This window comes from Variovorax sp. KBS0712 (genome assembly GCF_006323185.2).
Taxonomy (GTDB): Bacteria; Pseudomonadota; Gammaproteobacteria; order Burkholderiales; family Burkholderiaceae_C; genus Variovorax; species Variovorax boronicumulans.
Genome location: NZ_VCCD02000004.1, coordinates 12,674 through 35,416 on the forward strand (window position 1 = coordinate 12,674; position 22,743 = coordinate 35,416).

26 protein-coding genes are annotated in these 22,743 nt (G+C 69.5%); 12 read left to right on the forward strand and 14 right to left on the reverse strand.

Annotated elements, in window-relative coordinates; genetic code table 11:
• Positions 1 to 318: 318 nt before the first annotated feature.
• The 4 genes from infA to FFI97_RS28285 all read left to right on the forward strand — a co-directional run bounded on the left by infA (position 319) and on the right by FFI97_RS28285 (position 2,835).
• Entirely contained in the window at positions 319 to 588 is a 270-nt protein-coding gene (gene infA, locus FFI97_RS28275; RefSeq protein WP_062482563.1) for a translation initiation factor IF-1, read from the forward strand.
• A 124-nt stretch (positions 589 to 712) separates the two neighbouring features.
• Positions 713 to 2,155 carry an ATP-dependent RNA helicase DbpA gene (gene dbpA, locus FFI97_RS28280; protein ID WP_139706904.1) on the forward strand — a complete coding sequence of 481 codons (1,443 nt, stop codon included), beginning with the start codon at positions 713 to 715 and terminating at the stop codon, positions 2,153 to 2,155.
• Between the two features lie 94 nt (positions 2,156 to 2,249).
• A complete protein-coding gene (locus tag FFI97_RS33710) occupies positions 2,250 to 2,420 on the forward strand; it encodes a hypothetical protein (protein WP_167395080.1) in 171 nt (56 codons plus the stop codon).
• 91 nt (positions 2,421 to 2,511) lie between these two features.
• Positions 2,512 to 2,835, forward strand: a complete 324-nt coding sequence (locus FFI97_RS28285) for a hypothetical protein (protein ID WP_139706906.1) — start codon at positions 2,512 to 2,514, stop codon at positions 2,833 to 2,835.
• 12 nt (positions 2,836 to 2,847) lie between these two features.
• On the opposite strand, the gene FFI97_RS28290 is transcribed toward FFI97_RS28285, so the two are convergent.
• Entirely contained in the window at positions 2,848 to 3,735 is an 888-nt protein-coding gene (locus FFI97_RS28290) for a LysR family transcriptional regulator (protein ID WP_070063313.1), read from the reverse strand.
• 89 nt (positions 3,736 to 3,824) lie between these two features.
• On the opposite strand from FFI97_RS28290, the gene FFI97_RS28295 reads away from it, so the two are divergent.
• Complete coding sequence (locus FFI97_RS28295; RefSeq protein WP_139706908.1) at positions 3,825 to 4,724, forward strand: EamA family transporter; 900 nt, start codon at positions 3,825 to 3,827, stop codon at positions 4,722 to 4,724.
• Between the two features lie 4 nt (positions 4,725 to 4,728).
• On the opposite strand, the gene FFI97_RS28300 is transcribed toward FFI97_RS28295, so the two are convergent.
• The 11 genes from FFI97_RS28300 to FFI97_RS28350 form a co-directional block, all read right to left on the reverse strand.
• The gene (locus FFI97_RS28300; protein WP_139706910.1) at positions 4,729 to 5,655 is read right to left on the reverse strand and encodes a fatty acid desaturase family protein; all 927 of its coding nucleotides are present in this window, start codon (positions 5,653 to 5,655) and stop codon (positions 4,729 to 4,731) included.
• 79 nt (positions 5,656 to 5,734) lie between these two features.
• Positions 5,735 to 6,451: a GntR family transcriptional regulator gene (locus tag FFI97_RS28305; protein WP_409574655.1), complete on the reverse strand. Its 717-nt coding sequence runs from the start codon at positions 6,449 to 6,451 to the stop codon at positions 5,735 to 5,737.
• Complete coding sequence (locus FFI97_RS28310; RefSeq protein ID WP_144004539.1) at positions 6,448 to 7,722, reverse strand: FAD/NAD(P)-binding oxidoreductase; 1,275 nt, start codon at positions 7,720 to 7,722, stop codon at positions 6,448 to 6,450. The genes FFI97_RS28305 and FFI97_RS28310 overlap by 4 nt, the downstream gene beginning before the upstream one ends.
• Entirely contained in the window at positions 7,719 to 7,967 is a 249-nt protein-coding gene (locus FFI97_RS28315; RefSeq protein ID WP_139702916.1) for a (2Fe-2S)-binding protein, read from the reverse strand. Before FFI97_RS28315 ends, FFI97_RS28310 begins: the two co-directional genes overlap by 4 nt.
• Positions 7,964 to 9,067, reverse strand: coding sequence for an NAD(P)/FAD-dependent oxidoreductase (locus FFI97_RS28320; RefSeq protein WP_139702917.1), 1,104 nt, complete (start codon positions 9,065 to 9,067; stop codon positions 7,964 to 7,966). The genes FFI97_RS28315 and FFI97_RS28320 overlap by 4 nt, the downstream gene beginning before the upstream one ends.
• Positions 9,068 to 9,078: 11 nt before the next feature.
• Positions 9,079 to 10,014 carry a 4-hydroxyproline epimerase gene (locus FFI97_RS28325; RefSeq protein ID WP_139702975.1) on the reverse strand — a complete coding sequence of 312 codons (936 nt, stop codon included), beginning with the start codon at positions 10,012 to 10,014 and terminating at the stop codon, positions 9,079 to 9,081.
• A 15-nt stretch (positions 10,015 to 10,029) separates the two neighbouring features.
• Complete coding sequence (locus FFI97_RS28330; protein ID WP_139702918.1) at positions 10,030 to 11,172, reverse strand: branched-chain amino acid ABC transporter substrate-binding protein; 1,143 nt, start codon at positions 11,170 to 11,172, stop codon at positions 10,030 to 10,032.
• A 449-nt stretch (positions 11,173 to 11,621) separates the two neighbouring features.
• Positions 11,622 to 12,596 (reverse strand): tripartite tricarboxylate transporter substrate-binding protein, encoded by a 975-nt coding sequence (locus FFI97_RS28335; protein ID WP_185993745.1) that lies wholly within the window; start codon positions 12,594 to 12,596, stop codon positions 11,622 to 11,624.
• 39 nt (positions 12,597 to 12,635) lie between these two features.
• Positions 12,636 to 13,841: a M20 aminoacylase family protein gene (locus FFI97_RS28340; RefSeq protein ID WP_139702920.1), complete on the reverse strand. Its 1,206-nt coding sequence runs from the start codon at positions 13,839 to 13,841 to the stop codon at positions 12,636 to 12,638.
• Positions 13,842 to 13,935: 94 nt separating this feature from the next.
• Complete coding sequence (locus FFI97_RS28345; protein WP_139702921.1) at positions 13,936 to 14,790, reverse strand: pirin family protein; 855 nt, start codon at positions 14,788 to 14,790, stop codon at positions 13,936 to 13,938.
• Positions 14,787 to 15,374: an NADPH-dependent FMN reductase gene (locus tag FFI97_RS28350; RefSeq protein WP_139702922.1), complete on the reverse strand. Its 588-nt coding sequence runs from the start codon at positions 15,372 to 15,374 to the stop codon at positions 14,787 to 14,789. The genes FFI97_RS28345 and FFI97_RS28350 overlap by 4 nt, the downstream gene beginning before the upstream one ends.
• Positions 15,375 to 15,513: 139 nt before the next feature.
• On the opposite strand from FFI97_RS28350, the gene FFI97_RS28355 reads away from it, so the two are divergent.
• The 3 genes from FFI97_RS28355 to FFI97_RS28365 are packed head-to-tail and all read left to right on the forward strand — an operon-like array spanning position 15,514 to position 17,813.
• Entirely contained in the window at positions 15,514 to 16,443 is a 930-nt protein-coding gene (locus FFI97_RS28355) for a LysR family transcriptional regulator (RefSeq protein ID WP_139702923.1), read from the forward strand.
• A 38-nt stretch (positions 16,444 to 16,481) separates the two neighbouring features.
• Positions 16,482 to 16,958: a peptidylprolyl isomerase gene (locus FFI97_RS28360; protein WP_062473516.1), complete on the forward strand. Its 477-nt coding sequence runs from the start codon at positions 16,482 to 16,484 to the stop codon at positions 16,956 to 16,958.
• Positions 16,959 to 16,976: 18 nt separating this feature from the next.
• On the forward strand, positions 16,977 to 17,813 hold the full coding sequence (locus FFI97_RS28365) for a DUF6216 family protein (RefSeq protein ID WP_139702924.1): 837 nt from the start codon (positions 16,977 to 16,979) through the stop codon (positions 17,811 to 17,813).
• 31 nt (positions 17,814 to 17,844) lie between these two features.
• Here the strand turns inward: FFI97_RS28365 and FFI97_RS28370 are convergent, their stop codons facing one another.
• Positions 17,845 to 19,416: a CYTH and CHAD domain-containing protein gene (locus FFI97_RS28370; RefSeq protein WP_144004540.1), complete on the reverse strand. Its 1,572-nt coding sequence runs from the start codon at positions 19,414 to 19,416 to the stop codon at positions 17,845 to 17,847.
• A 165-nt stretch (positions 19,417 to 19,581) separates the two neighbouring features.
• Here FFI97_RS28370 and FFI97_RS28375 point away from each other — a divergent pair, with 165 nt between their 5' ends.
• Positions 19,582 to 19,998 (forward strand): VOC family protein, encoded by a 417-nt coding sequence (locus tag FFI97_RS28375; RefSeq protein WP_095747343.1) that lies wholly within the window; start codon positions 19,582 to 19,584, stop codon positions 19,996 to 19,998.
• Positions 19,999 to 20,146: 148 nt separating this feature from the next.
• On the forward strand, positions 20,147 to 21,220 hold the full coding sequence (locus FFI97_RS28380) for a pirin family protein (protein WP_260685214.1): 1,074 nt from the start codon (positions 20,147 to 20,149) through the stop codon (positions 21,218 to 21,220).
• A gap of 24 nt (positions 21,221 to 21,244) precedes the next feature.
• On the opposite strand, the gene FFI97_RS28385 is transcribed toward FFI97_RS28380, so the two are convergent.
• Positions 21,245 to 21,535, reverse strand: a complete 291-nt coding sequence (locus FFI97_RS28385; RefSeq protein WP_062473524.1) for a YciI family protein — start codon at positions 21,533 to 21,535, stop codon at positions 21,245 to 21,247.
• Positions 21,536 to 21,743: 208 nt separating this feature from the next.
• Between FFI97_RS28385 and FFI97_RS28390 the strand changes: the two genes are divergently transcribed.
• Both FFI97_RS28390 and FFI97_RS28395 read left to right on the forward strand, forming a co-directional pair.
• Positions 21,744 to 22,052 (forward strand): putative quinol monooxygenase, encoded by a 309-nt coding sequence (locus tag FFI97_RS28390; RefSeq protein WP_062473527.1) that lies wholly within the window; start codon positions 21,744 to 21,746, stop codon positions 22,050 to 22,052.
• 88 nt (positions 22,053 to 22,140) lie between these two features.
• A complete protein-coding gene (locus tag FFI97_RS28395) occupies positions 22,141 to 22,731 on the forward strand; it encodes a hypothetical protein (protein WP_139702926.1) in 591 nt (196 codons plus the stop codon).
• Positions 22,732 to 22,743: the final 12 nt, after the last annotated feature.

The following is a 22,743-nucleotide window of genomic DNA, read 5'->3' on the forward strand; positions in this document are numbered from 1 at the left end:
GGCCACGCCGGCTTTCACAGTGTGTTGGAGCGCCAGACCGGGCGCCCATGAATGCCACCACTGCCTTCGTTCCTGTTGAAGCGAATCGCGCGTGCGGCGCGTCCGTTCTCACTAATTTTTCGGCATTGCGCGCCCCGCACCGGCACGCAGCGCCCCAGGCTTCATGGACACTTTCGCAACAGCATCGCGGTGGGCAGGTTTCTGCTTCCCGCACCGCAACGACAGATTCCTGGACGCCGGCTGACCCGCCGGCCGACTGAAACCAACACGCCCATCTTCATCTCCAACACACATCGAACGATTCAGAGGTAATCACACATGCCCAAGGAAGAACTGATCGAAATGAACGGCGCAGTGACCGAAGTCCTGCCCGACTCGCGCTACCGCGTCACGCTCGACAACGGCCACCAGCTGATCGCCTACAGCGGCGGCAAGATGCGCAAGCACCACATCCGCATCCTGGCCGGCGACAAGGTCTCGCTCGAGCTGTCGCCCTACGACCTGACCAAGGGCCGCATCACGTTCCGCCACCTGGAACGCCGCGGCCCCCCGCCGACCAACTCGGGCAACAACACGCCCCGCCGCTGAGCGACGCCCGGCCGGCCTTGCAGAGCGCCCTCCCGGAGGGGGCCCTGCAAGGCCTTTGTCTTTTCCGGGCCGTCACTTTTTCCCCTTTGCGTTTTCCTGTCTGTCTGTCTCCGGCTGCCGAACGATGAACTCCACCACCTCCCCAGCCGGCGGCCTCCAGGCCGAACCCCACGGCTTTGCCACGCTGGCGCTGTCGCCCCAGATGCTGGCCAACCTCACCCAGCTCGGCTACACGCAGATGACGGCCATCCAGGCCGCCGCACTGCCGCCCGCCTTGCTCGGCAAGGACCTGATCGCCCAGGCCAAGACCGGCAGCGGCAAGACCGCCGCCTTCGCGCTGGCGCTGCTGTCCAACCTGAACCCGCGCCGCTTCGCCATCCAGGCGATGGTGCTGTGCCCCACGCGCGAGCTGGCCGACCAGGTCACGACCGAGATCCGCCGCCTGGCGCGCGCCGAAGAAAACATCAAGGTCGTCACGCTGTGCGGCGGCGTCGCGCTGCGCGGGCAGATCGCCAGCCTGGAGCACGGCGCGCACATCGTGGTGGGCACGCCGGGCCGCATCATGGACCACCTGGAGCGCGAGAACCTCGACCTCTCGGCGCTCAACACGCTGGTGCTCGACGAGGCCGACCGCATGCTCGACATGGGCTTCTTCGACGACATCGTGAAGGTGGCGCGCCAGTGCCCCAAGGAACGCCAGACGCTGCTGTTCTCGGCCACCTACCCCGAAGGCATCGCCAAGCTCGCGCAGCAGTTCATGAAGAACCCCGAGCAGATCACGGTGCAGGCCCAGCACGAAGGCAGCAAGATCCGCCAGCGCTGGTACCAGGTGAAAGACAGCGAGCGGCTGCACGCCGTGAGCCTGCTGCTCGACCATTTCCGTCCCGTGAGCACGCTGGCCTTCTGCAACACCAAGCAGCAGTGCCGCGACCTCGTCGACGTGCTGCAGGCGCAGGGCTTCAGCGCGATGGCGCTGTTCGGCGAGCTGGAGCAGCGCGAGCGCGACCAGGTGCTGGTGCAGTTCGCCAACCGCAGCTGCTCGGTGCTGGTGGCCACCGACGTGGCGGCGCGCGGCCTGGACATCGCGCAGCTCGAAGCCGTGATCAACGTCGACGTGACGCCCGACTCCGAGATCCACATCCACCGCGTGGGCCGCACCGGCCGCGTGGGCCAGCAGGGCGGCTCGGAAGGCCTGGCGCTGAACCTGGCCAGCATGAACGAGATGGGCTTCGTCGGGAAGATCGAACAGCTGCAGGGCCGCGAGTCCGAATGGCACCAGCTTACCGAGCTCACGCCCGCCAAGGGCGCACCGCTCACGCCGCCCATGGCCACGCTGCAGATCGTGGGCGGGCGCAAGGAAAAGATCCGCGCCGGCGACGTGCTGGGCGCGCTGACCGGCGACTGCGGCTACACCAAGGACCAGGTCGGCAAGATCAACGTCAACGAGTTTTCGACCTATGTCGCGGTGGACCGCGGCATTGCCGAAGAAGCCGCCCGCAAGCTCGGCAACGGCCGCGTGAAGGGCAAGAGCGTCAAGGTGCGCCTGCTGACACCGCAGTCGACCTGACATCCCTCCCATGCTCCTGTTTGGGCGCTTGGCAGACGAAATCTGCCGATGTGGCCTAATCGGGGGTCGAACATCTTTTTTATCCGAGCTTTCCATGCCCAAGAAAATCCGTACCGAAGCCGACCGTCTTGCCAGCCCGAAGCCGACGCCCATGCCCGGCTACACCGTGCCGCGCAACGGTGGCGGCCAGAAGATCAGCCTCGAGCGCGGCACCGCCACGCGCAGCAAGAAGAACCCGGGCAAGCGCCCGAGCAAGGGCGGCTGATCCAGCCCCCGCGGCTCTTTCTTCGGAGCCACGACGAACGCGCCCCCGGGCGCGTTTTGTCATTGGGGCCTGCCCTGCATCACGCGCCGCCATGTCCGACGACAACCAGATCTACATCCCGCCCTCGTTCTTCGCGGTCTACAGCGACACGCGTCAGCGCCTGAGCGAGCCGATCGGCGTGGTGCGCGCGCGCTACGAGATCTGCGAAGACCTCGCCGGCCACCTCGTGGGCCATGCGCAGATCCAGCACCACACCGAGGTGCCGGTCGAAAGCGAGATCCTGCGGCGCATCCACGCCGGGCTCGCCACGCCGGAATCGGGCGTGTCGGTGCCCGAGGCCGGCTGGATCGTGCATCGGCTGGCCGAGCTGCTGGGGTGGGAAGCGCCCGAGATCGCCGAGCCGGCGGGCGACTAGCCTGCGCGCGCCTCAACGCGCCGCGAACCGCTCCAGCAGGAAGTCGACGAAGGCGCGCGTCTTCGCCGCCAGGTGACGCGAGGGGTACACGGCGTACACCGGCGTGCGGTCGGCCTCCCAGTCGGCGAGCACGGCTTCGAGCCGGCCCGCCGCCAGTTCCTGTTCGACATAGATGCGCGGCACCAGGCTCAGGCCGAAGCCCGCGAGCAGCGCGTCGCGCACGGCGATGCTGGAGCTGACCTTGTAGCGCCCGTCGATAGGCACCGCCACGCTGCGCCCGGCGCGGCGGAAGGTCCATTTGTTCGCGTGGCCCGACAGGGTGAACTGCACGCACTCGTGGGCCTTCAGGTCTTCGGGCGCGGCCGGCCGGCCGTGGGCCGCGAAGTAGCCGGGCGCGCCGCACAGCACGTGGGTCATGGTCATGAGCTCGCGCGCGACCAGGCTCGAATCTTCCAGCCGGTCGCTGCCGCGGATCGCGAGGTCGTAGCCTTCGCCGATGAGGTCGATGCGGGTGTCCTGCAGGTTCAGCTCGAGCCGCAGGTTGGGGTGGCGCGCCATGAAGGCGGGGATGTGCGGCGAGATGCAGGTCAGCGCGAAGGTCAGCGGCGCGCTCACGCGCAGCACGCCGCCCGGGCTCGCGCCCACGGGCGCCAGCGCCGCGTCGGCCTCGTCCAGGTCGTCGAGGATGCGCGCGAGCCGCTCGACGTAGGCCGCGCCGGCCTCGGTGAGGCTCATGCTGCGCGTGGTGCGGTTGATCAACCGCACCTTCAGGTGCGCCTCCAGCTCGGCGATGTTCTTGCTGACGGCCGCGGCCGACAGCCCCAGCTGCCGCGCGGCGCCGGCGAAGCTGCCCGCCGCGGCGGTGGTGCGAAAAACCTTGAGAGCGGTGAGATGGTCCATGGGCCGGCGCTCGATTGACGACTGTCAGTAAATAATCAATTCATTATTCGAGCATTCACAACCACAGGTCAACGGCCTAGATTCGAGCCATGACCTCCACCACCAACCGCACCACCGACGTCCTGCTCACCGCGATCGCGCCTGCGGTCTGGGGCAGCACCTACATCGTGACCACCGAGCTGCTGCCGGCGAACTACCCGCTGACGGTGGCGCTGCTGCGCGCACTGCCGGCAGGCCTGCTGCTGATGCTCATCGTGCGCCAGCTGCCGCCCCGGGCGTGGTGGGGGCGCATCCTGCTGCTGGGCGCGCTGAACTTCTCGGTGCTGTGGGCGATGCTGTTCCTGGCCGCCTACAGGCTGCCGGGCGGCGTGGCGGCCACCATCACCTCGGTGCAGCCGCTGTTCGTGGTGTTCCTGGCCGGCCTGCTGCTGGGCGCGCCGGTGCGCGCGCTGTCGGTGGCGGCGGCCGTGATCGGCATGGGCGGCGTGGCGCTGCTGGTGCTCACGCCGAACGCCGCGCTCGACGCGCTGGGCATCGCCGCGGCACTCACGGCGGCGGTGTCGATGGCCTTCGGCACGGTGCTGAGCCGCCGCTGGCAGCCGCCGGTGTCGGCGCTGACCTTCACGGCCTGGCAGCTGACGGCCGGCGGCCTGCTGCTGCTGCCGGTGGCGCTGTGGCTGGAACCGCCGCTGCCGGCGCTCACGGCGATGAACTGGGTCGGCTTCGCCTGGCTCGGCCTGATCGGCGCCGCGCTCACCTACATCGTGTGGTTCCGCGGCGTGGCCCGGCTGGAGCCCTCGGCGATCGCACCGCTGGCCTTCCTGAGCCCGGTGACGGCGGTGATCCTGGGCTGGGCCTTGCTGGGCCAGAGCCTCTCGGGCTGGCAGATGGCGGGCATCGGCATCGTGATCGCGAGCATCTGGCTGAGCCAGCAGGCGCAGCGCGGTGCGCAGCCGGTGCCGGCGGTGCAGCCCGCACCGAGTCGTTGAGGTTTCAGCCCACCGGCGCGGCTCGGCGCAGCAGCTGCAGGTAGCCAGGCTGCACTTCCATGCGCGCCGTCGCGCCCTGGCGCTGCAGCAGGCGGTGCGCCTTCGGCAGCGCCCAGCAGGGCAGGTTGGTGAACATGTGGTGCTCGCAGTGGTAGTTGACCCAGTAGGGCGCCACGAAGATGCGTTCGAGCCAGCCGGCGTGCGTGGTGCGCGCCTGGCGCAGCGGATCGGCCTCGTTCTGCGCCACCAGCGCATGCTCGGCGATGTTGCGCACGCGGCTCACGAGCGGCAGCCAGGTCGCCATCGGCAGCAGCCACATCAGCACCCAGGCCCACCAGTAGCCCGCCACGGCGAAGGCCAGCAGGCCCAGGCCGTTGCCGATGAGGAAACGCTTGTCCTTCGCCAGCTCGCGCCCGAACACGCGCAGCGCCGATTCGCCCGGTGCACGTTGACGAAGGGCGTCGGCGATGTGGCCGAAGCGCTGCTTGTAGAAGGTCTGGCCGCTGAGGTCGCGCACGACCTTGCGCCACATCGAGTCGCGCGAGATCGGGAAGGGCGCCGACAGCACGAGGTCGGGGTCTTCGGTCTGCTGCACGAAGCGGTGGTGCTGCAGGTGATAAGGCCGGTAGTCGCGCAGCGTGGGCGAGCACAGCCAGTAGCCGACCCAGTCGTTGACCTTGCGGTTGCGGTGCAGCCCCGCGTGCGCGGCGTCGTGCATGAGGATGAACAGGCCCAGCTGGCGCGTGCCGACGATCGGCACCATGAGCGGGATCGTCCACGGCCACACGATGCCCACGAGCATCGCGGCGCCGATCACGCCCCAGCAGTGCGCCACCAGCCACAGGCCCCGCCAGGACGAGCGCGCGGTGAGCGATTGCCACTCGTCGGGGGTGAAGAAGTCTTCGGGTCGAGCGCGGGGTGCAGCGGCCATCGGGCCAGTATGCGGCGAAGGCGCCGGCAGATCACGCGTAGTTCCCCGGTGTGGGCGGGGGCAGGCGAGGCCCTTCGGCCTACTTGTCGATGATTTTGCGGGCGAAGACTTCGAGGTAGTCCATGAGCCGCTCGGCGCCCGCGATGGCCGCGGCCTCGTCGCCGGTGGCGATGCCCTGCGCCAGTTCGAGGTGCGCGTTGGCGCCCTCGACGATCTCGCCCTCGTGCTGGTAGGCGTACCAGAAGCGCCGGCACTGCACGATCAGCGGCACCACCGCCTTCACCGCCGAGTCGTTGTGGCTCGCGTGATGCGTGACGAGATCGAGCGCGCGGTCGGCCTGCATGTAGTCGTTCAGGTCGCCGCGGCCGGCGGCTTCGACCATGGCCTCGGCGCAGCGCACGATGGCCTGGCGCTGCGGCGCGGTGGCGCGGCGCGCGGCGCAGGCCGCGATCAGCTGTTCGAGCACGCGGCGGGTCTGGATCACGTCCAGGTGGTCGGCCAGGTCGATGGTCGACACCAGCAGGCCGCGGCGCGGCTGCTGCACGATGAGGCCGATCGACACCATGCGCATCAGCGCCTCGCGCACCGGCGTGCGGCCCAGGCCCGTGCGCTCGGCCAGCTCGGCCTCGACGATCTGGCTGCCGGGCTCCAGCTGCATGGTGGACAGCAGCGCCTCGATGGCGTCGTAGGCCAGGTCGGCCGCGCGGCGCTTGGGCGGGGGTCGGGGAGCGGTCTTCGGGGCGGCCATGGTGGGGATGTGGATGTGCTCGTGCGTGTACAGATGCGGGGCCGTCATTGTCGGGCGTCGCCGGGCGCTGCGAGCCCGGCCAGTGTCTCGATGCGGACCGGCACCAGCGGCGGGCGCGGCGCGGGCGGCGCCCAGCCGAACAGGAACTGCGCCGCGTCGCCGCACACCCGCCCCTGGCAGGCGCCCATGCCGCAGCGGCGGTGCAGCTTGGCATCGGTCCAGCCGGTGCAGGCCGCGAGCGCGGCAAAGGACACGTCCTCGCAGCGGCACACAAGCGTGTCGGGGCGGGGCAGGGCCTTGAGGTCGTCGGCCAGCGCGAAGCGGCGGTGCAGCTGCGCGGCGAAGGCGTCCCAGCGGGCGCGTTCGCGGTCGTGCGCGTGGGCCTGGGCGGTCTCGCCGACGGCCGCGTGGCCGGCGATGGTGCCCTGCACCAGCGCGCGCTCGCTGCCGCCGAAGCCGGTGCATTCGCCGGCCGCGTAGACGCCCTCGACGTTCGTGGCCTGCAGTGCGTCGACCGCGAGCCCCGGCCCCGCGAGCGCGCAGCCGAGCAACTGGCCCAGCTGCGTGTTCGGCGTGAGGCCGAAGCCGCAGGCGATGCGGTCGCAGGCCATCTCGACCTCGCGATCACCTTGGCGCAGCCGCACCGATTCGACCTGCGCCGTGCCCTGTGCCGAGACCACGCGCGACGCGGTGCGGTAGCGCGCATCGGCCAGCGTGAGCGCCTGCACGGCCTTGCCGGGCCAGCGCCCGAGGCTGGCACCGAAGGCCACGACCGAGGCGAACGAGGCCTGCTCGGCGATGCGCAGCACCTGCGCGCCCGCTGCCTTGGCCGTGGCAGCAGCGGCCAGCAGCAAGGGCCCACTGCCCGCGATGACGATGCGCTCGCCCTCGACCGGCAGGCCGGCCTTGATCAGCGCCTGCAGCCCGCCCGCGCCCGTCACACCGGGCAGCGTCCAACCGGGGAAGGGCAGCAGCAGCTCGCGGGCGCCGGTGCACAGGATGAGCTTTGTCCATCGCATGCGCGTCGCGCCCTCGGCGTCTTCGAGCAGCAGTTCATGCGAAGCAGGCGCAGCGACCACACGTGTGCCGCTGCGCACGCGCAGGTTCGCGTGGCGTGCGAGCGCCTCGCGCCACTGATGCGCCACGGGCGGCAGCGACGCGCCGGGGCCGTCGCGCCAGATCTGCCCGCCGGGCACGGGGTTGTCGTCGATCACCACGACCGATGCACCGCTGGACGCCGCCGCCACGGCCGCGGCCATGCCCGCGGGGCCCGCGCCGACGACCAGCACATCGCACGCGTCGAGCGCCACGCCGCTCATGCCGTCGTCTCCACGCGCATGCCCTCGGCGCACACGGTCTGGCAGGCGAGCCGGCGCCGCCCATCGATCTGCACGCGGCATTCCTGGCACACGCCCATGCCGCAGAACGGCGCGCGCGGCTGGCCCGTGACGGAGGTGCGCGCCGCGCCCATGCCGCCCGCGATGCGCAAGGCGGCGGCGACCGAACTGCCGGCCTTCACGCGCACGGGCTGTCCATCGATGTGCAGCAAGGTCTGATCGCTCATGCCCTCTCCCGCAGGCCGCGCGGCGCATACGGCGCGGCGTCGAAATCGGGCGTCGCGCCGGTCATCAGCGCCGCGAGCACGTGCGCGCTGCCCGGTGCCGTGGTCACGCCCAGCCCTTCGTGGCCTACCGCGAGCCAGAGCTTCTCGCGCCACGGGTGCCTGCCCAGCAGCGGCAGGCCGTCGGGCGAGGCGGCGCGCAGGCCGGTCCACGCGCGCACGGCGTTCAGGTCGGCGAGCCCCGGCAGGTAGTCGAGCGTGCGCTGCAGCATGCGCGCGAGCATCGGCGCCTCCACGGCCAGGTCGGTCGTATCGAACTGGCGCGACGAGCCCACCAGCAGCTGCCCCGTGGGGCGCGGCTGCACATTGAAGGCGACCGAGTCGCCGTCGCTGTGGTGCGCGCTGGTCACGTAGCCAAGCTCGACGAGCTGGTGGCGCACCGTGCCCGGGTAGCGGTCGGTAATGAGCAGGTGGCCCTTCTTCGGGCGGATCGGCAGCTCGGGGCACAGCGTCGTCGCCTCGATGCCGTTGGCGAGCACGACCTGCGGCGCGGTGCGGCGGCTGCCGTCGGCCAGGCGCAGCGTGCCGTCGTCTTCAAGGGCCTCGACCTTCGCGTGTTCGACATGCACCGACGCCGCATGCTGCGCGAGCAGCCAGCGCGCCGCGTTCGGCGCATAGAGGATGCCGTCGCCCGGCACTTCGAGCGCGCCCGACAGGCCGGCGCGCAGGGCAGGCTCGGCGCGCGCGAGTTCGGTCGCGCCCAGCAGCCGGCTCTCGATGCCGAGCGCGCCCAGCCGCTGCTGCTTGCGTTCGGCCTCGGCCATCTCTTCGTCGTTCGCCGCGATCCAGAGCGTGCCGCAGGGGCTGTAGGCGCAGTCGGCGCCCAGGCGCGGCGCGAGGGCGCGCCACTGCGCGACCGAATGGCGGCTGAGTTCGAGCTCGGCCGCGTTGTCGTCCATCACCACGAGGTGGCCCATGCCCGCGCCGGTGGCACCGCCCAGGCGTGCATCGAGCACGCACACGCGGCGCCCGGCCTGCGCCAGCGCATGGGCGCACGCCGCGCCGACGATGCCGGCGCCGATGACGATGACGTCCGCGTCCATGCGCCCCGGTGTCAGAGGCGGATGCCCCAGCCGAAAGGGTCTTCGTCGTCGATGAGCAATGTGGCTTCGGCACTGATGTGCGCGCGGCCGCGCAGCGTGGGAATGACGCGGTCGCCGTCCATCGCGTAGCTCGCCTCGAAGACGCTGCCGATCACGCTGGCCTGCCGCCACACCGCGCCCGGCGCGAGCTTGCCGTCGGCCGCGAGGCAGGCGATCTTGGCGCTGGTGCCGGTGCCGCAGGGCGAGCGGTCGTAGGCGTTGCCAGGGCACAGCACGAAGTTGCGGCTGTCGGCGCCTTGGTCATCGTTCGCGAAGAGTTCGATGTGATCGATCTCCGCACCGTTCGCGCCCGTGATGCCCTGCGCCACCAGCGCCTTGCGCAAGGCGGCCGTGTAGTCGGTCAGCGCCACGAGGTTGTCGCTCGCCACGCGCTGGCCGTGCTCGCTCACGAGGAAGAACCAGTTGCCGCCCCACGCCACGTCGCCGCGCACCGTGCCGTGGCCCGGCAGCTCGACCGCCACCTGGTGCAGGTGCCGGTACGCGGGCACGTTGCGCACGCTCACCGAACCGTCTGCGTGCAGCGTGGTCGTGACCGTGCCCACAGGCGTCTCGATGCGGTGCTCGCCCACGCCGATGCGCCCCATGTGCGCCAGGCTCGCGACCAGCCCGATGGTGCCGTGGCCGCACATGCCCAGGTAGCCGGCGTTGTTGAAGAAGACCACGCCGGCCGCCGCATCGGGCGACACCGGCTCGCACAGCAGCGCGCCGACCACGACATCGCTGCCGCGCGGCTCGAGCACGGCGGCGGCGCGCCACTTGTCATGCTGATCGGCCAGCAGCGTGCGGCGCTCAGCCATGGAGCCCCTTCCCAGATCGGGAAAGCCGCCGATCACAAGGCGCGTGGGCTCGCCGCCGGTGTGCGAGTCGATGACCTGGATGCGTTGCATGGGTGTGCGGCTCACTCAGTAACTGGCAATGGGCACGGGGGCCGCGTTCTTGAAGGTGAAGACGGTGATGGGCGCCTGCTTCATGTTGCCCTTGTCGTCGTACGCGTAGGTGGCGGCCACGCCCTTGTAGGTGGCCTTGTAGAGCTCGGCGCCGACCTTGTCGGGGTCGATGGCGTTGGCTTTCTTCATCGACTCGCCGATGAACAGCACCTGGTCGTAGTACGAGGCGGCGTACGCGTCGGGGTCGATGTTGAAGCGCTTCTTGAACTTCTCCTTGAAGGCCGGGCCGCTTTGCGCCTTCTCGAGCATGGAGCCGCCCTGCGCGCAGAACACCAGGTCGTTCACCGCGTCGCCGCCGATCTTGCCGGTGGCCGGGCTGCACACGGTGTCGCCGCCCAGCAGCTTGCCGGGCACGGCCAGCTGCTTCATCTGGCGCGCCATGGGCGCGGCCTGCGGCGCGTAGCCGCCGAAGAAGATCGCCTCGGGCGCCTTGCCCTTCATGTTGGTCAGGATGGCGGTGAAGTCCACGGCCTTGTCGGTGGTGAACTCCTGGCCGACGATGGTGAGGCCCTGCTTCTTCGCTTCCTTGGTGAACTCTTCGGCAAGGCCCTGGCCGAAGGCGGTGCGGTCGTCGATCACGCCGACCTTCTTCACCTTCAGTTCCTTGGCCGCGTACACGGCCATAGCGCCGCCGATCTGGTTGTCGCTGGCGATGATGCGGTACAGGTTCTTGTAGCCGCCCTGCGTGACCTTCGGGTTGGTGCCCACGGTGGACACCAGCGTGCCGCCGTCGCTGTAGATGCGCGAGGCCGGAATGGCCACGCCCGAGCAGTACGGGCCCATGACGAACTTGACGCCGTCGTCGACGAACTTCTGCGCCACGCTGACGCCGGTCTTGGCGTCGCACTGGTCGTCTTCGGAGACCAGCTCGAACTTCAGCGTCTTGCCGCCGACGCTGAGCTTCTTCGCGTTGAGCTCCTCGATGGCCAGGCGGATGCCGTTTTCATTGTCCTTGCCCGCGAAGGCGTTGGGACCCGACAGCGGACCGCTGTGGCCGATCTTGACCACCTGCTCCTGGGCCTGCGCGGGGCTGGCCACGGCCAGGGCGACCAGGCCCGCGAGACTGAGTGAGGAAACCATGCCTGCTTGTGACTTCATGCTTCTTCCTAGGGTTGGGAACAATGAAAAACGACAGGGCCCGAGTGCATGGGAGATCTGTCTCAGTTTAAATATATTAAGTACATATCTTGTAGATATCTGTGGGGCAAGCGCTCTTTCGGTGGCTGGGGTTCTGTGATATCTGTGAACGAACGGGCCGTTCGGGGCGCGATCCCGCCGACGGGGAGCCTTGCTCCGCGAATGTCCCCCGGCCTGCGGCCTCCTCCTTGATTTCGCTGCGCAAGGCACCCCATCGACGTGATCGGGTCAGTGCGGTGGTTGATCAGCGGAGAACCCACAGCGTGTCCCGTGCCCGGGACACTGGGTGCTTCCCGCAGCGAAATCAAGGAGGAGGGGCGCAGCCCCGGGGGACATTCGCGGAGGGAAGTACCCGGTGGCCCGGGCACGCGCCCCGAACAGGAGCACCCACCCGGACAACAACAAGAAGGTCAGTCGACCTTCGCCCCCGAAGCCTTCACCACCGCCCCCATCGCATCCCAATCCGCACGCAGCAGCTTCTGGAAGGCTTCGGCACTCTGGCTGCGTGGCTCCACCCCCAGGCGCTTGAAGCGTTCCTGGATCGCCGGATCGGCCAGCACCTTGTTGGCCGCCGCGTTGATGCGCTCGACCTCGGCTTTCGGCGTGCCCGCCGGGGCCAAGAGGCCAATCCACGAATCGAAGGCGTAGCCCGGCAGGCCGCTCTCGCCCACCGTCGGCAGCTTCGGCAGGAAGGGGCTGCGCGCCTGGCCCGTGGAGGCCAGCAGCTTCACGCGCGCGTCGTCCTGGAAACCCATCACGCCGATGCTCGACGAGATGACCGCCTGCACCCGGCCCGCGAGCACCTCGTTCACGGCCTCGCCGGTCGACTTGGTCGGGATGTGCGTCATCTGCAGCCCCGCCTTCGCGAGGAACGACGCCATCGCCAGGTGCGTGGCGCTGCCGTTGCCCGCCGAGGCGTAGTTGTACTTGCCGGGGTTGGCCTTGACCTCCTTGATGAAGTCGGCCGTGTTGGACACGTTCATGCCGCTGGCCACCGCCAGCACGTAGCCCGCATTGCCCACGTTGGCCACGCCGACGAAGTCCTTCAGCGGGTCGTAGGGCAGCTTGCTGTACAGGAAGCCCGCGATGTTGTGGCTGGCCGCCGCCAGCACCAGCGTGTTGCCGTCGGCCGGCGCCTTGGCCGCCACCGCCGCGCCCACCGTGCCGCCCGCGCCCGCGCGGTTCTCGACGATGGCGCTGCCGCCGAGCGCAACGCCCAGCTCGTTGTTGAAGGCGCGCGCCACCGTGTCCTGCACGGCGCCCGTGCCGAAGGGCACGATGATGTGGATCACGCGCTGCTGCGCGTGCGCGGCACCAAGGCCGCCCAGGGCCACGGCGGCTGCAACTGCAGCCAGCGAACGTCGGGTGAACAGGGGAAAAGTCATCGAGGTGGCCGCTTTCATCGTCAACAAAAAAGTCGTTTTTCAGGTGCCCGACGGCAGCCAGCGCTGCACCAGCTTCACGAAGTAGCTGGCACCGATCGGGATGATCTCGTCGTTGAAGTCGAACGAGGTGTTGTGGATGATGCAAGGGCCGGGCCCGTGGCCATCGAGCCGGTGGTCGCCGTCGCCATTGCCCAGGAAGGCGTAGCAGCCGGGCCGCGCGAGCAGCATGTGCGCGAAGTCTTCGGCGCCCATCACGGCAGGGAAGTCGTCGGTCACCATGTCGTCGCCCACCACCTCGCGCATCACGCCGGCGGCAAAGCGCGCCTCGGCCGGATGGTTCACGGTCGGCGGCGAAGAGCGGTTGAAGTACACCTCGGCCGTGCAGCCATGCGCCGCCGCCACGCCGGCCGCCACTTCGCGCAGCCGCGCCTCCAGCTTGTCGATGGCCTCGATGGAAAAGGTGCGGATCGTGCCGCCCACCGTCGCCACATCGGGAATCACGTTCGGCGCATCCGAGCCCTGCAGCTGCGTGACCGCCAACAGTGCGCGCTCGGTGCTGGGAATGGTGCGTGCCACGATGGTCTGCAGCTGCTGCGCCAGCGTGACCACCGCGGCCACCGGGTCGATACCGGTGTGCGGCATCGAGGCGTGCGTGCCGCGCCCGCGCACGGTGATCTTGTAGGTGTTGCTCGACGCCATCAGCGCACCTTCGTTGAGCGCGAAGCGGCCGACGTCGCCGACGGGGAAGTTGTGCAGCCCGAAGACCGCGTCGCACGGAAAGCGCTCGAACAGGCCCTCGTCGATCATCTTCTTGGCGCCGGCCTTGCCCATCTCCTCGGCGGGCTGGAAGATGAAATGCACGGTGCCGTCGAAGTCATGAGGCCCTTGTTGCGACAGGTGCCAGGCGGCGGCCAGCAGCATCGTCGTGTGGCCGTCGTGGCCGCAGGCGTGCATGCGGCCGGGGTTCGTCGACTTGTGGGCGAACTCGTTGGCCTCGTGCAGCGGCAGCGCGTCCATGTCGGCGCGCAGGCCGATGGTGCGGTTGCCCGTGCCCTTGCGCAGCACGCCGACCAGGCCCGTGCCCGCGATGCCGCGGTGCACCTCGATGCCCCATTCGGTGAGCAGGTTCGCGACCTTCTCGGAGGTGCGGTGCTCCTCGAAACCGAGTTCGGGATGCGCGTGGATGTCGCGCCGGATGTCGATGAAACGGGTGGCGTGGGCGGCGAAGGCATCGACGAGATTCATGGCGGGCAGCTGCGGGATCGTTCGCGAAAAACAGAAGCGAACGATTCTGGCGCAGCCGCCCGTGCGGCGCATGCTGGCTTACGCGCGGTTCAGGCTAGCGGAGCCGGCCTTCCTCGCGCAACTTCGCGCCGATGCGGCGGATCTCGGCCTCGCCCCGGTCGAGCGTCGCGCGGCTCGTGTGCACCGAGTAGTGGCCCATCACCAGCTCGTGCGGGTGCGGCACCGCCGAGCCGAGCACGAAGGCCGTGTCGCCCTGCGCCACGACGTCGATGGCCGCACCGGACTCCTCGAACACCGCGAGCTCGCCCGTGCCGATGGGGCCGCCGGTGCCGTCGCCCGCGTCGAGCCGGCCCGCATTCACCGCCACCCAGCCCACCGTGTGGCCGGCGGGCGGCGTGTAGCGCCAGCGTTCGCCGTCCTTCAGTTGCACGGCCAGGTAGTTCATCGGCGAGGGCGCCGGAATGGGGCTCTGCGCCGCGCCGTAGCGCCCGAGCAGCACGCGCGCCGGGCCTTCCTGCGGCACCTGCGAAGGCGCGAGGTACATGCTCTGCGCGGGCGCGTTTTCTTCGGCGGCCGGCAGCGCCACCCAGAGCTGGAAGCCCTGCACGCGCGTCACGCCCGGCGCCGGTGCGCCCGTGTGCCACACGCCGTTGCCGGCGCGCATCCACTCGACGCCGCCGCCGCGCAGCACGCCCTGTTCGCCGGTCGTGTCCTCGTACAGCGTGTCGCCTTCGATGAGCCAGGTCAGCGTGGCGATGCCCGAGTGCGGGTGCAGGCCGAAGCCCTTGTGGCCACCGTCGACATCGAAGCCGAACAGGTCGAGGAACACGAAGGGCTTGAGGTATTCGCCCAGGTCGCCCGGGCTCATGAGCCGCGTGATCGGCCCGTGCCTGGCGCCGCGCGTGCGGTAGACGATGGCGCGGGTGTCGGTGGCAACAGCGGTGGTCATGCGGCCTCCCTGGCGGTCTTCAGTGCGCGGGTCCACCACGCCAGGTCGTCGAGCAGGCCCGTGGCCGACTGCGCCAAGTGCGGGAAGTCGTCGAAGGACTTGCCCTGCTGCCAGATGCCCAGGAACTCGACCATGCCGATGTGCACCGCGTGGCGCACCGGCGCCATCTGCATCTCGACCGCGACCAGCCGCAGCTGCTCCACCGCCCGCGCCGCGCCCACGCCGCCGTAGCCCACAAAGCCGATCGGCTTGCGGATGAACTCCTTGTAGGCCCAGTCGATCGCGTTCTTCAGCACCGCGCTCGGGCCGTGGTTGTACTCGGGCGTGACGATGATCAGCCCGTCGAAGGTGGCCAGCTTGGCTTGCCAGCGCTGCGCGGCCTCGTTCTTCACCGGGCCCCAGGCGGGCGCGCCGGCTTCGTTGAAAAAGGGCAGCGGGTGGTCGCGCAGGTCGACCAGCTCGAAGGCCAGGTCGGTGCGCTGCTTCGCGATCTCGTGGATCCAGTGCGCGGGCTTTTCGCCGAAACGGCCTTCGCGGGTCGAGCCGATGACGATGCCGATGCGGGGTTGTTGTGGTGCGCTCATGGGGGGCGTGCTCCTGAATGAAATGGGGTGGTCGAAGGCCGGGAAGGCCATGGACTGAAGGTTAGGCACGCACGCATTGATCGACTAGACGGTAGAGTCGGATTGCACTCGTCCACGAACAGAAGGAATAGGCCTCGCCATGCTCGACCTCAACGACATCGCCGTCTTCGTGCAGGTGGTGCGCCACGGCAGCTTTGCCGAGGCCGGCCGCCGGCTGGGCCTGCCGCCCAACACCGTGAGCCGGCGCATCCAGCAATTGGAGGCGCAGCTCGGCACCCGGCTGCTGCAGCGCTCGACCCGCAAGCTCACGCTCACCGGCGCCGGGCAGGCGTTTCACGAACAGTGCGCGGAGGCGGTCGACGGGCTGGTCGAGGCCGGGCAGGCGCTCATCACCGGCAGCCAGGAACCCAGCGGCCGGGTGCGCGTGGCGGCCACGGCCGATTTCTTCGACTTCTTCCCCATGGCCTGGGTGGCCGACTTCCTGGCCACGTACCCGCTGGTGCGCGTCGAGTTCGTGCTCAGCGACGCGAAGGCCGACCTGATCGCCGAGCAGATCGACATCGCCTTCCGCGGCGGCGCGCTGGCCGACTCGGGGTACGTCGCCCGCCAGCTGCTCGGCCCGCGCACCGACGGCCTCGTCGCCAGCCCCGCCTACTTGGCCGCGCGCGGCACGCCCGCCACGCTGCCTGAGCTGGCCGACCACGACTGCGTGACCCCCGCCCACCCCAGCGGTCGCACCACCTGGCGCCTGACCGGTCCCGGCGGCAAGGAGGAAGAAGTGCAGGTCGGCGGCCGCTTCAGCGGCAACACCGCGCAGGCGCTGCGCAAAGCCGCCATCGCCGGCCTGGGCATCGCGCTGCTGCCGCCGGCCATGGGGCGGCTCGACGTGGAGGCGGGGCGGCTGGTGCCGGTGCTGCCGCAGTACCAGCGCACCGGGCACGGGCTCAGCGTGGTCTACCCGAGCCGCAAGCACCTGCCGCGGGCGGTGTCGGCGTTCATCGGGATGGTGACGCAGAAGTTGCGGGAGGAGGAGGCGTTGCCGGATGTGTGGCGGGCGCGGATGACCTGACTTCGGACTCGGATCGATTTCCACAGAAAATGCCCGCCATGAAAATCGAAAAAGACACCGTCGTCACCCTCAAGTACAAAGTCGCCGACGCCCAGGGCAAGCTGATCGAAGCCAGCCCCGAGCCGATGGCCTACCTGCATGGCGGTTACGAAAACACCCTGCCCAAGATCGAGCAGGCGCTCGACGGCCAGGAAAAGGGCTACCAGACCACGCTGAACCTCGCCCCCGAAGATGCCTTCGGCCTGCGCGACGAGGCACTGGTGCGCACCATCCCCAAGACCGAGTTCCCGCCCGGCGTGAAGGTCGGTGGCCAGCTGCAGGGCCGGCTCGACGACGGCACCGAGCACGTCTTCACCGTGACCAAGATCAAGGGTCCGGTCGTGCTGCTCGACGGCAATCACCCGTGGGCCGGCAAGGCGCTGAAGTTCAGCCTGCAGGTGACGGACGTGCGCGCAGCGCTGCCGGTGGAGATCGAGCACCGGCATGTGCATGGGGCGCATGGGCACCATCACTAAGAAGCAGCCGCGAACCCGATGGAGTTCTCCAGCGTTTCCGGGTTTCTGGGCCTCCTGCCGCCAGCGCTGATCGCATTTGCGTTCGTCTGGGCCATCCTGCGCGCAGGATCACGGCAGGTCGTTGTCCATCGCCTCTGGCAATTTGTTCGCGGGAAGCAAGAAATTGCCGACCCCGAAATCCGGGCGTTCGCCGAGGAAGAGGCGAGCTTCATCTCGTTCCGCATCCTGGCAGGCGTTCCCGTTTCGTCGCTCGAGAAGGCACATGAGCTCATTCGCTGGACGAAGCTGAATGATGTGCAGATGTACCGCCTGCGCCTGTGCGGTGATTTCTTCGATCCGGATGCCCGGCAGGTCAGAGTGGACAAGCTGCCGTCAGGGTTCATTCAAAAGCTGAGGGCGGCAGGGCTGTTCTGGTGGCTGCTTGTCGCCGCACTGAGTTTCGGCAGCTTGTTTCTTGACCGAACTCTCATGACCCTCAACGCGACACAACGGTACTTTTTCGCGACACCCACACAGGTCGGTAGTCTCGGTTCGATCATTCCGTTCGGCCCCAGATCGTTGAAGGCCGCGGATTGCACACGCCCTGCCAGCGCCAACGCACAGCGCAGCGGATTCACCGAGCAGGAGGTAGGCATCCTCTGTTCGATCCTCACGGACAGCGGCGCCAATGCCTTTCTCAAGCGCACGCTTGCCGAACAGTTCTGGTCGTCCGTCAAGCTGTTCGGCGTGAGCGCCGTGCTGTTCTGGATGAGCTTCTTTTCCTGGATCGCAGGGGTTTCGGCCAAGAAACTCGCAGGGAGGCAGATCGACCCGGCCGTGCCGGGCACCCAGCTGAGCCTGGGCCTCTCGACCTGATGTCAGCGCTGACGGTGCCGCAACCGCACCGTCACTTCTTCCAGAACCTCGGCGCCTCGCTAATTCTCTCCAGCGCCTCGCAGCACGCCGTCGCCCCCGCCGCGCGGCGCGCGCTGAACCAGCCGACCGCGAACCACGCACGCGGATCGCGCGATGCGACTTCGCGGTACAGCGCGAGCGCCACGGCCTCGTCGTTGAACGCGCCCAGCGCGTCCTGCGCGGGGCGCAGGGCCTTCAGGTAGCGCCCGGCCGCGTCCTTCTTCTTTTTGCCGCCTTCCGCCTCGGCGAACAACGGCGCGACGAACTCCGCCAGGTAGCGCAGGCGCTTGAGCCGCTTGCGCGCGCGGTGCTGGTGCTCGGTGGCGAGCGATTCGAAGCGCTCGCCATCGCGCACGGCCTGCTTGTGCAGACGCTGGAGCCGTTCGCGCAACTGCTGGCGGGCCTCGTCGGCGGCGAGCGGTGCGGATCCCGTAGACGGCGGCGTGGCGGCGGTGAAACCGATCAGCGACACCAGCACGTCCTGGAACGCGGCGGCGCGCACGATGTCGCCGGGTGTCGATGCCGGCGCGGCAGACGCATCGCTGGCATCACCCGCCAGCGGATCGACCTCCGGCGCACCCGCCTCACGCAGCCGCGGCTGCGCGAGCTTCACGACCTGCTCACGGTCGCGCAGTTCGCCGAGCGCACGGAAGGCGTCGACCAACGGCGGCTCCCACGCGGCGGCGTCGAAACGGCTCGTGTCGGCATCGAGCCCCGCCAGTTCGCGCAGCGCGGTGCGCAGGCGGCGGATGCCGATGCGCAGCTGGTGGATCTGTTCCTCATCGGTGCTGCCCGCGGCGATCTCGCTGGCGTTGGGCAGCATCTGGTCCAGGCACGACGCGACCACGGCCTGCTGGAGGGTGCGGCCGTCTCGGCCCTGCGGAAAGCGCGGCGCCTCGGCCTTGACGGCAGGCACCGTCTCTTGCTCTGCCAGCAGGCGCATGCCGCGCTCAGCCTTCGAGACGGTGCTGAACCACAGGCCGTGCTGTTGCGACCAGCGCCGCGCGAGCGCCACGAGCCCCTGCACGTCGCCACTCTTGAGTTCGAGCTCCAGCTCGCACACGGGCGAGGCGCGCTGCGCGGGCGTGCCCGCGTGCGCGACGACCTTGCCAACGTCCAGCGCCATCTCGACCACGGCACCGGCCGGGCCGCTCACGCGCAGGTCGCGCGTGAGCCGCACGATGTCGGTCGACTGGCGCTCGACCAGCGGCACCGCGCCGCCGTCGGCCGCTTGCAGCAGGCGGGCCAGCCGCTCGCCGACGGGCGTGCCGGCGTGGCGGGCGGGGTCGATGGCGGGCGCGGCCGCGCCGGTGCCCAGGTCGACGTTGTGCTCGAGCCGGTGCAGCGCGTTGTCGCCGGCGGCCTTGACCGTCTGCACCCAGCGCCGGCCCTCCTTGCGCAGCCGCAGCACCATGCCGTCGGCGACGAGACGCTGGTCGGCGGTGTCGAAATAGCGGGCCTGCAGGCGCGTGCGCACGACGGCGCCGCGCCGCAATGCGGCTTCGACGGCCTTCAGGTGGCCGGCGGGAATGCAGAACTTGAACTCGATTTCCATGGTGTTCATGATGCCCGCTCTTTTTCCCCCTCAAAGAGGTGGTGCCGGCCGATTTCCGGTGCGCCAAAAAATCATGTGGACACCGTCCATTTTCTTTGATATCTTTTGTGGACGGCGTACACAAAGACGCCGGCACACACCCGATCCACCCTTCATCGATACAGGAAAGACACCATGGCCACCAAGCAGATCTTCGTGAACCTCCCCGTCCGGAACCTCGACAAGAGCAAGGCCTTCTTCGGCGCGCTGGGCTACACCTTCAATCCGCAGTTCACCGACGCGAACGCCGCCTGCATGGTCATCCACGAGGGCAGCATCCACGCGATGCTGCTGATGGAGGACTACTTCAAGACCTTCACGAACCAGGGCATCGCGGACGCCCGCAAGGAGAACGAGGTGCTGGTGTGTCTGTCGTGCGAGAGCCGGGCCGAGGTCGACGATCTGGTCGCCAAGGCGGTGGCCGCCGGCGGCACGACGCCGCGCGAGCCGAAGGACTACGGCTTCATGTACGGCCACGGCTTCCAGGACCTGGACGGCCACATCTGGGAACTGGTCTACATGGACCCGAACGCCGAGATGCCCTCGCAGTGAACGCGGGGGTCGGACGATGCCCATCGTTCCATATGCGCTCTTGATCGTTGCGCGCAAGGCACCTACCGAAAGGCGGCGGCGCCCCGATATTCCTGGTTCCGGCACGGCCCGCATGGCGGCCGTGCCTGCCTCACCAAGGAATACCGACATGTCCGACAGCAACGACAACCGCAGCGCGTCTCCCATCGTCCAGGTCCAGCCGCTCGGCTTCCCGTGGCAGACGCTGGACCCCTTCCTGTTCTGCGTCTACCACGACGACGCGTACCCGAAGGGCAACGGCCGCATGGGCCCCGAGGCCTCGCTGGCCGGCCGCCAGATCGGCCAGGACTTCAGCCGCAAGGACGGCTGGAGCATGTACCACGGCGAGACGGTGCCGGGCTTTCCGTCGCACCCGCACCGCGGCTTCGAGACGGTGACCATCGTGCGCAAGGGCTTGGTCGACCATTCCGACTCGCTGGGCGCCACGGCGCGCTTCGGCGGCGGCGACGTGCAGTGGCTCACGGCCGGCAAGGGCATCGTGCATTCGGAGATGTTCCCGCTGCTCGACGCCGGCGCACCGAACCCGCTGGAGCTGTTCCAGATCTGGCTCAACCTGCCGGCGAAGAACAAGATGGCCGAGCCGCACTTCACGATGTTCTGGTCGGAGGCGATTCCGCGCTTCGCCTCGGACGACGCGCAGGGCGGCCGCACCGAGGTGGCGGTGATCGCCGGGCGCTTCGGCGGCGATGACGCGCAGGCCCAGGCGGCCATCGACCCGCTCGCGCCGCCGCCCGATTCGTGGGCCGCGCAGGCCGGCGCCGACCTCGCGATCTGGACGCTGCGCATGACGCCCGGCGCGCGCTGGACGCTGCCGCCCGCCGCTGGCGAGGGCACGCGGCGCATGCTGTATTTCTTCAAGGGCGCCACCGCGCAGGTGGCGGGGCGGCGCGTGGACGGACCGGCGGCCATCGAGCTGCGCGCCGACGCGGCCGTGGAACTGTGCAACGGCCCCGAGGGCGACGGCGAGTTCCTGCTGCTGCAGGGCCGCCCGATCGGCGAGCCGGTGGCGCAGTACGGCCCCTTCGTGATGAACACGCAGGCCGAGATCGCCCAGACGATGGCCGACTACCGCCGCACGCAGTTCGGCGGCTGGCCCTGGGTCGACCCGGCGCCGGTGCATGGCGCCGAGGCCGCGCGCTTTGCGCGGCACCCCGACGGGCGCGAGGAAATGCCGGGGGCCTGATCTGCCGGCCCGGCCGCGCGGGTCTCAGTAGCCGCGCAGCACCTCGACGCTCAGCGCGGTCATGCTGGGGATGAACTCGATCACGTCGGTGCGCGCGACGCCGCCCTGCACGAAGGGGTCGCGCGCCAGCACCGCCTCGAGCCCCTCGCGGTCGCCCGAGCGCGCGAGGATCACGCCGCCCTTGCGCGGCACCTGGCGCCCCGAGGCCACGAACAGGCCGCTGGCGTAGTGCTTCTTGAGCCAGGTGACATGCGCATCCATCAGCGCGTCGAGTTCCTCGAGCGGACGGATGTAGGTCAGGGTGACGATGAACATGGCAAAGGCAGGTCGATGCGGAAGATGACCCGATCCTATGACCTCGGCACGACCGTGGCGGGGCGAGAGTGTGTCTCGCGGGTAACTGTCGCATGCGGCATGTGCATGCCGGCCTTGTCGCCCACCGGACCTGCGCACCGGCGTGCGATCTCGTAGATTCGGTCGTTGCATTCCTCTGTTCATGTCACTTCACCGGAGACCCTGTTCCATGATCCAAGTCGTTGCCGTCATCACCGCCAAGCCCGGCCAGCGCGCCCTTCTGCTCGAAGCCTTCAAGGCCAACCGCGCCGCCGTGCTGGCCGAAGAAGGCTGCATCGAGTACGCCGCCACGATCGACGCGCAGGGCATCCCCCCGTCGAAGGCCAGCTTCGGGCCCGACACCTTCGTGGTGATCGAGAAGTGGGCCTCGCTGCCGGCCCTGCAGGCGCACGCGGTCGCGCCGCACATGGCGGCCTTCAGCGCCCAGACCAGGGAGCTCACCGAGAGCAAGCGCATCCACGTGCTCGAACCGATCTGAGTCTTTCGCGCCGCCTTCGCGCGCGGCGCGATGCCTGCTACCCTCGCGCCGGGGAGAAGAAGACATCTCGGACGAGGGGGTTCAAGACATGGCGATCGTCTCCAGACCGCAGGGTCTGCGCTGGCGCACCGGCGCGCTCCTGCTGGCGGCACTGGCCACGGGCTGCGCACAGCTCGGCGCGCCGCCCTATGCCGCCGACTACGAGGCGCTCGACCGGCTCGAGGCGCACAACCCCGGCAAGGTCGCGGTGGCCAAGGTGCAACCCACCGACCCCAACGACAAGATCAACACCCTGGGCCTGCGCCGCGCCAGGCTCGTGTCGCCCAGCGGCACCTTCGCCCAGTACCTCGAAGACGCGCTGATGCGCGACCTGGGCGAAATCTCGGTCTACGACCCCAAGGCGCCGACCCGCATCGCGGCGCGCATCCTCGTCAACGAGCTCGACCTGGGCGTGATCAACGGCTCGGGCCGCATGGACGTCGAAGTCACCGTCACGCGCAACGCCGCGCAGACGCTGCGCAAGACCTACCGCGGCGAGATCGCCTTCGATTCGAGCTACGCCAACATCGTGGCCGTGCCCGCCGGGCAGGCCGCGTACCCGCGGCTGGTGCGGGCGCTGCTGCGGCAGGTGTATGCCGATCCGCAATTCGTCGCGGCCATCGCGCCGCCTGCGCAGTAAGGCCGGGAACGC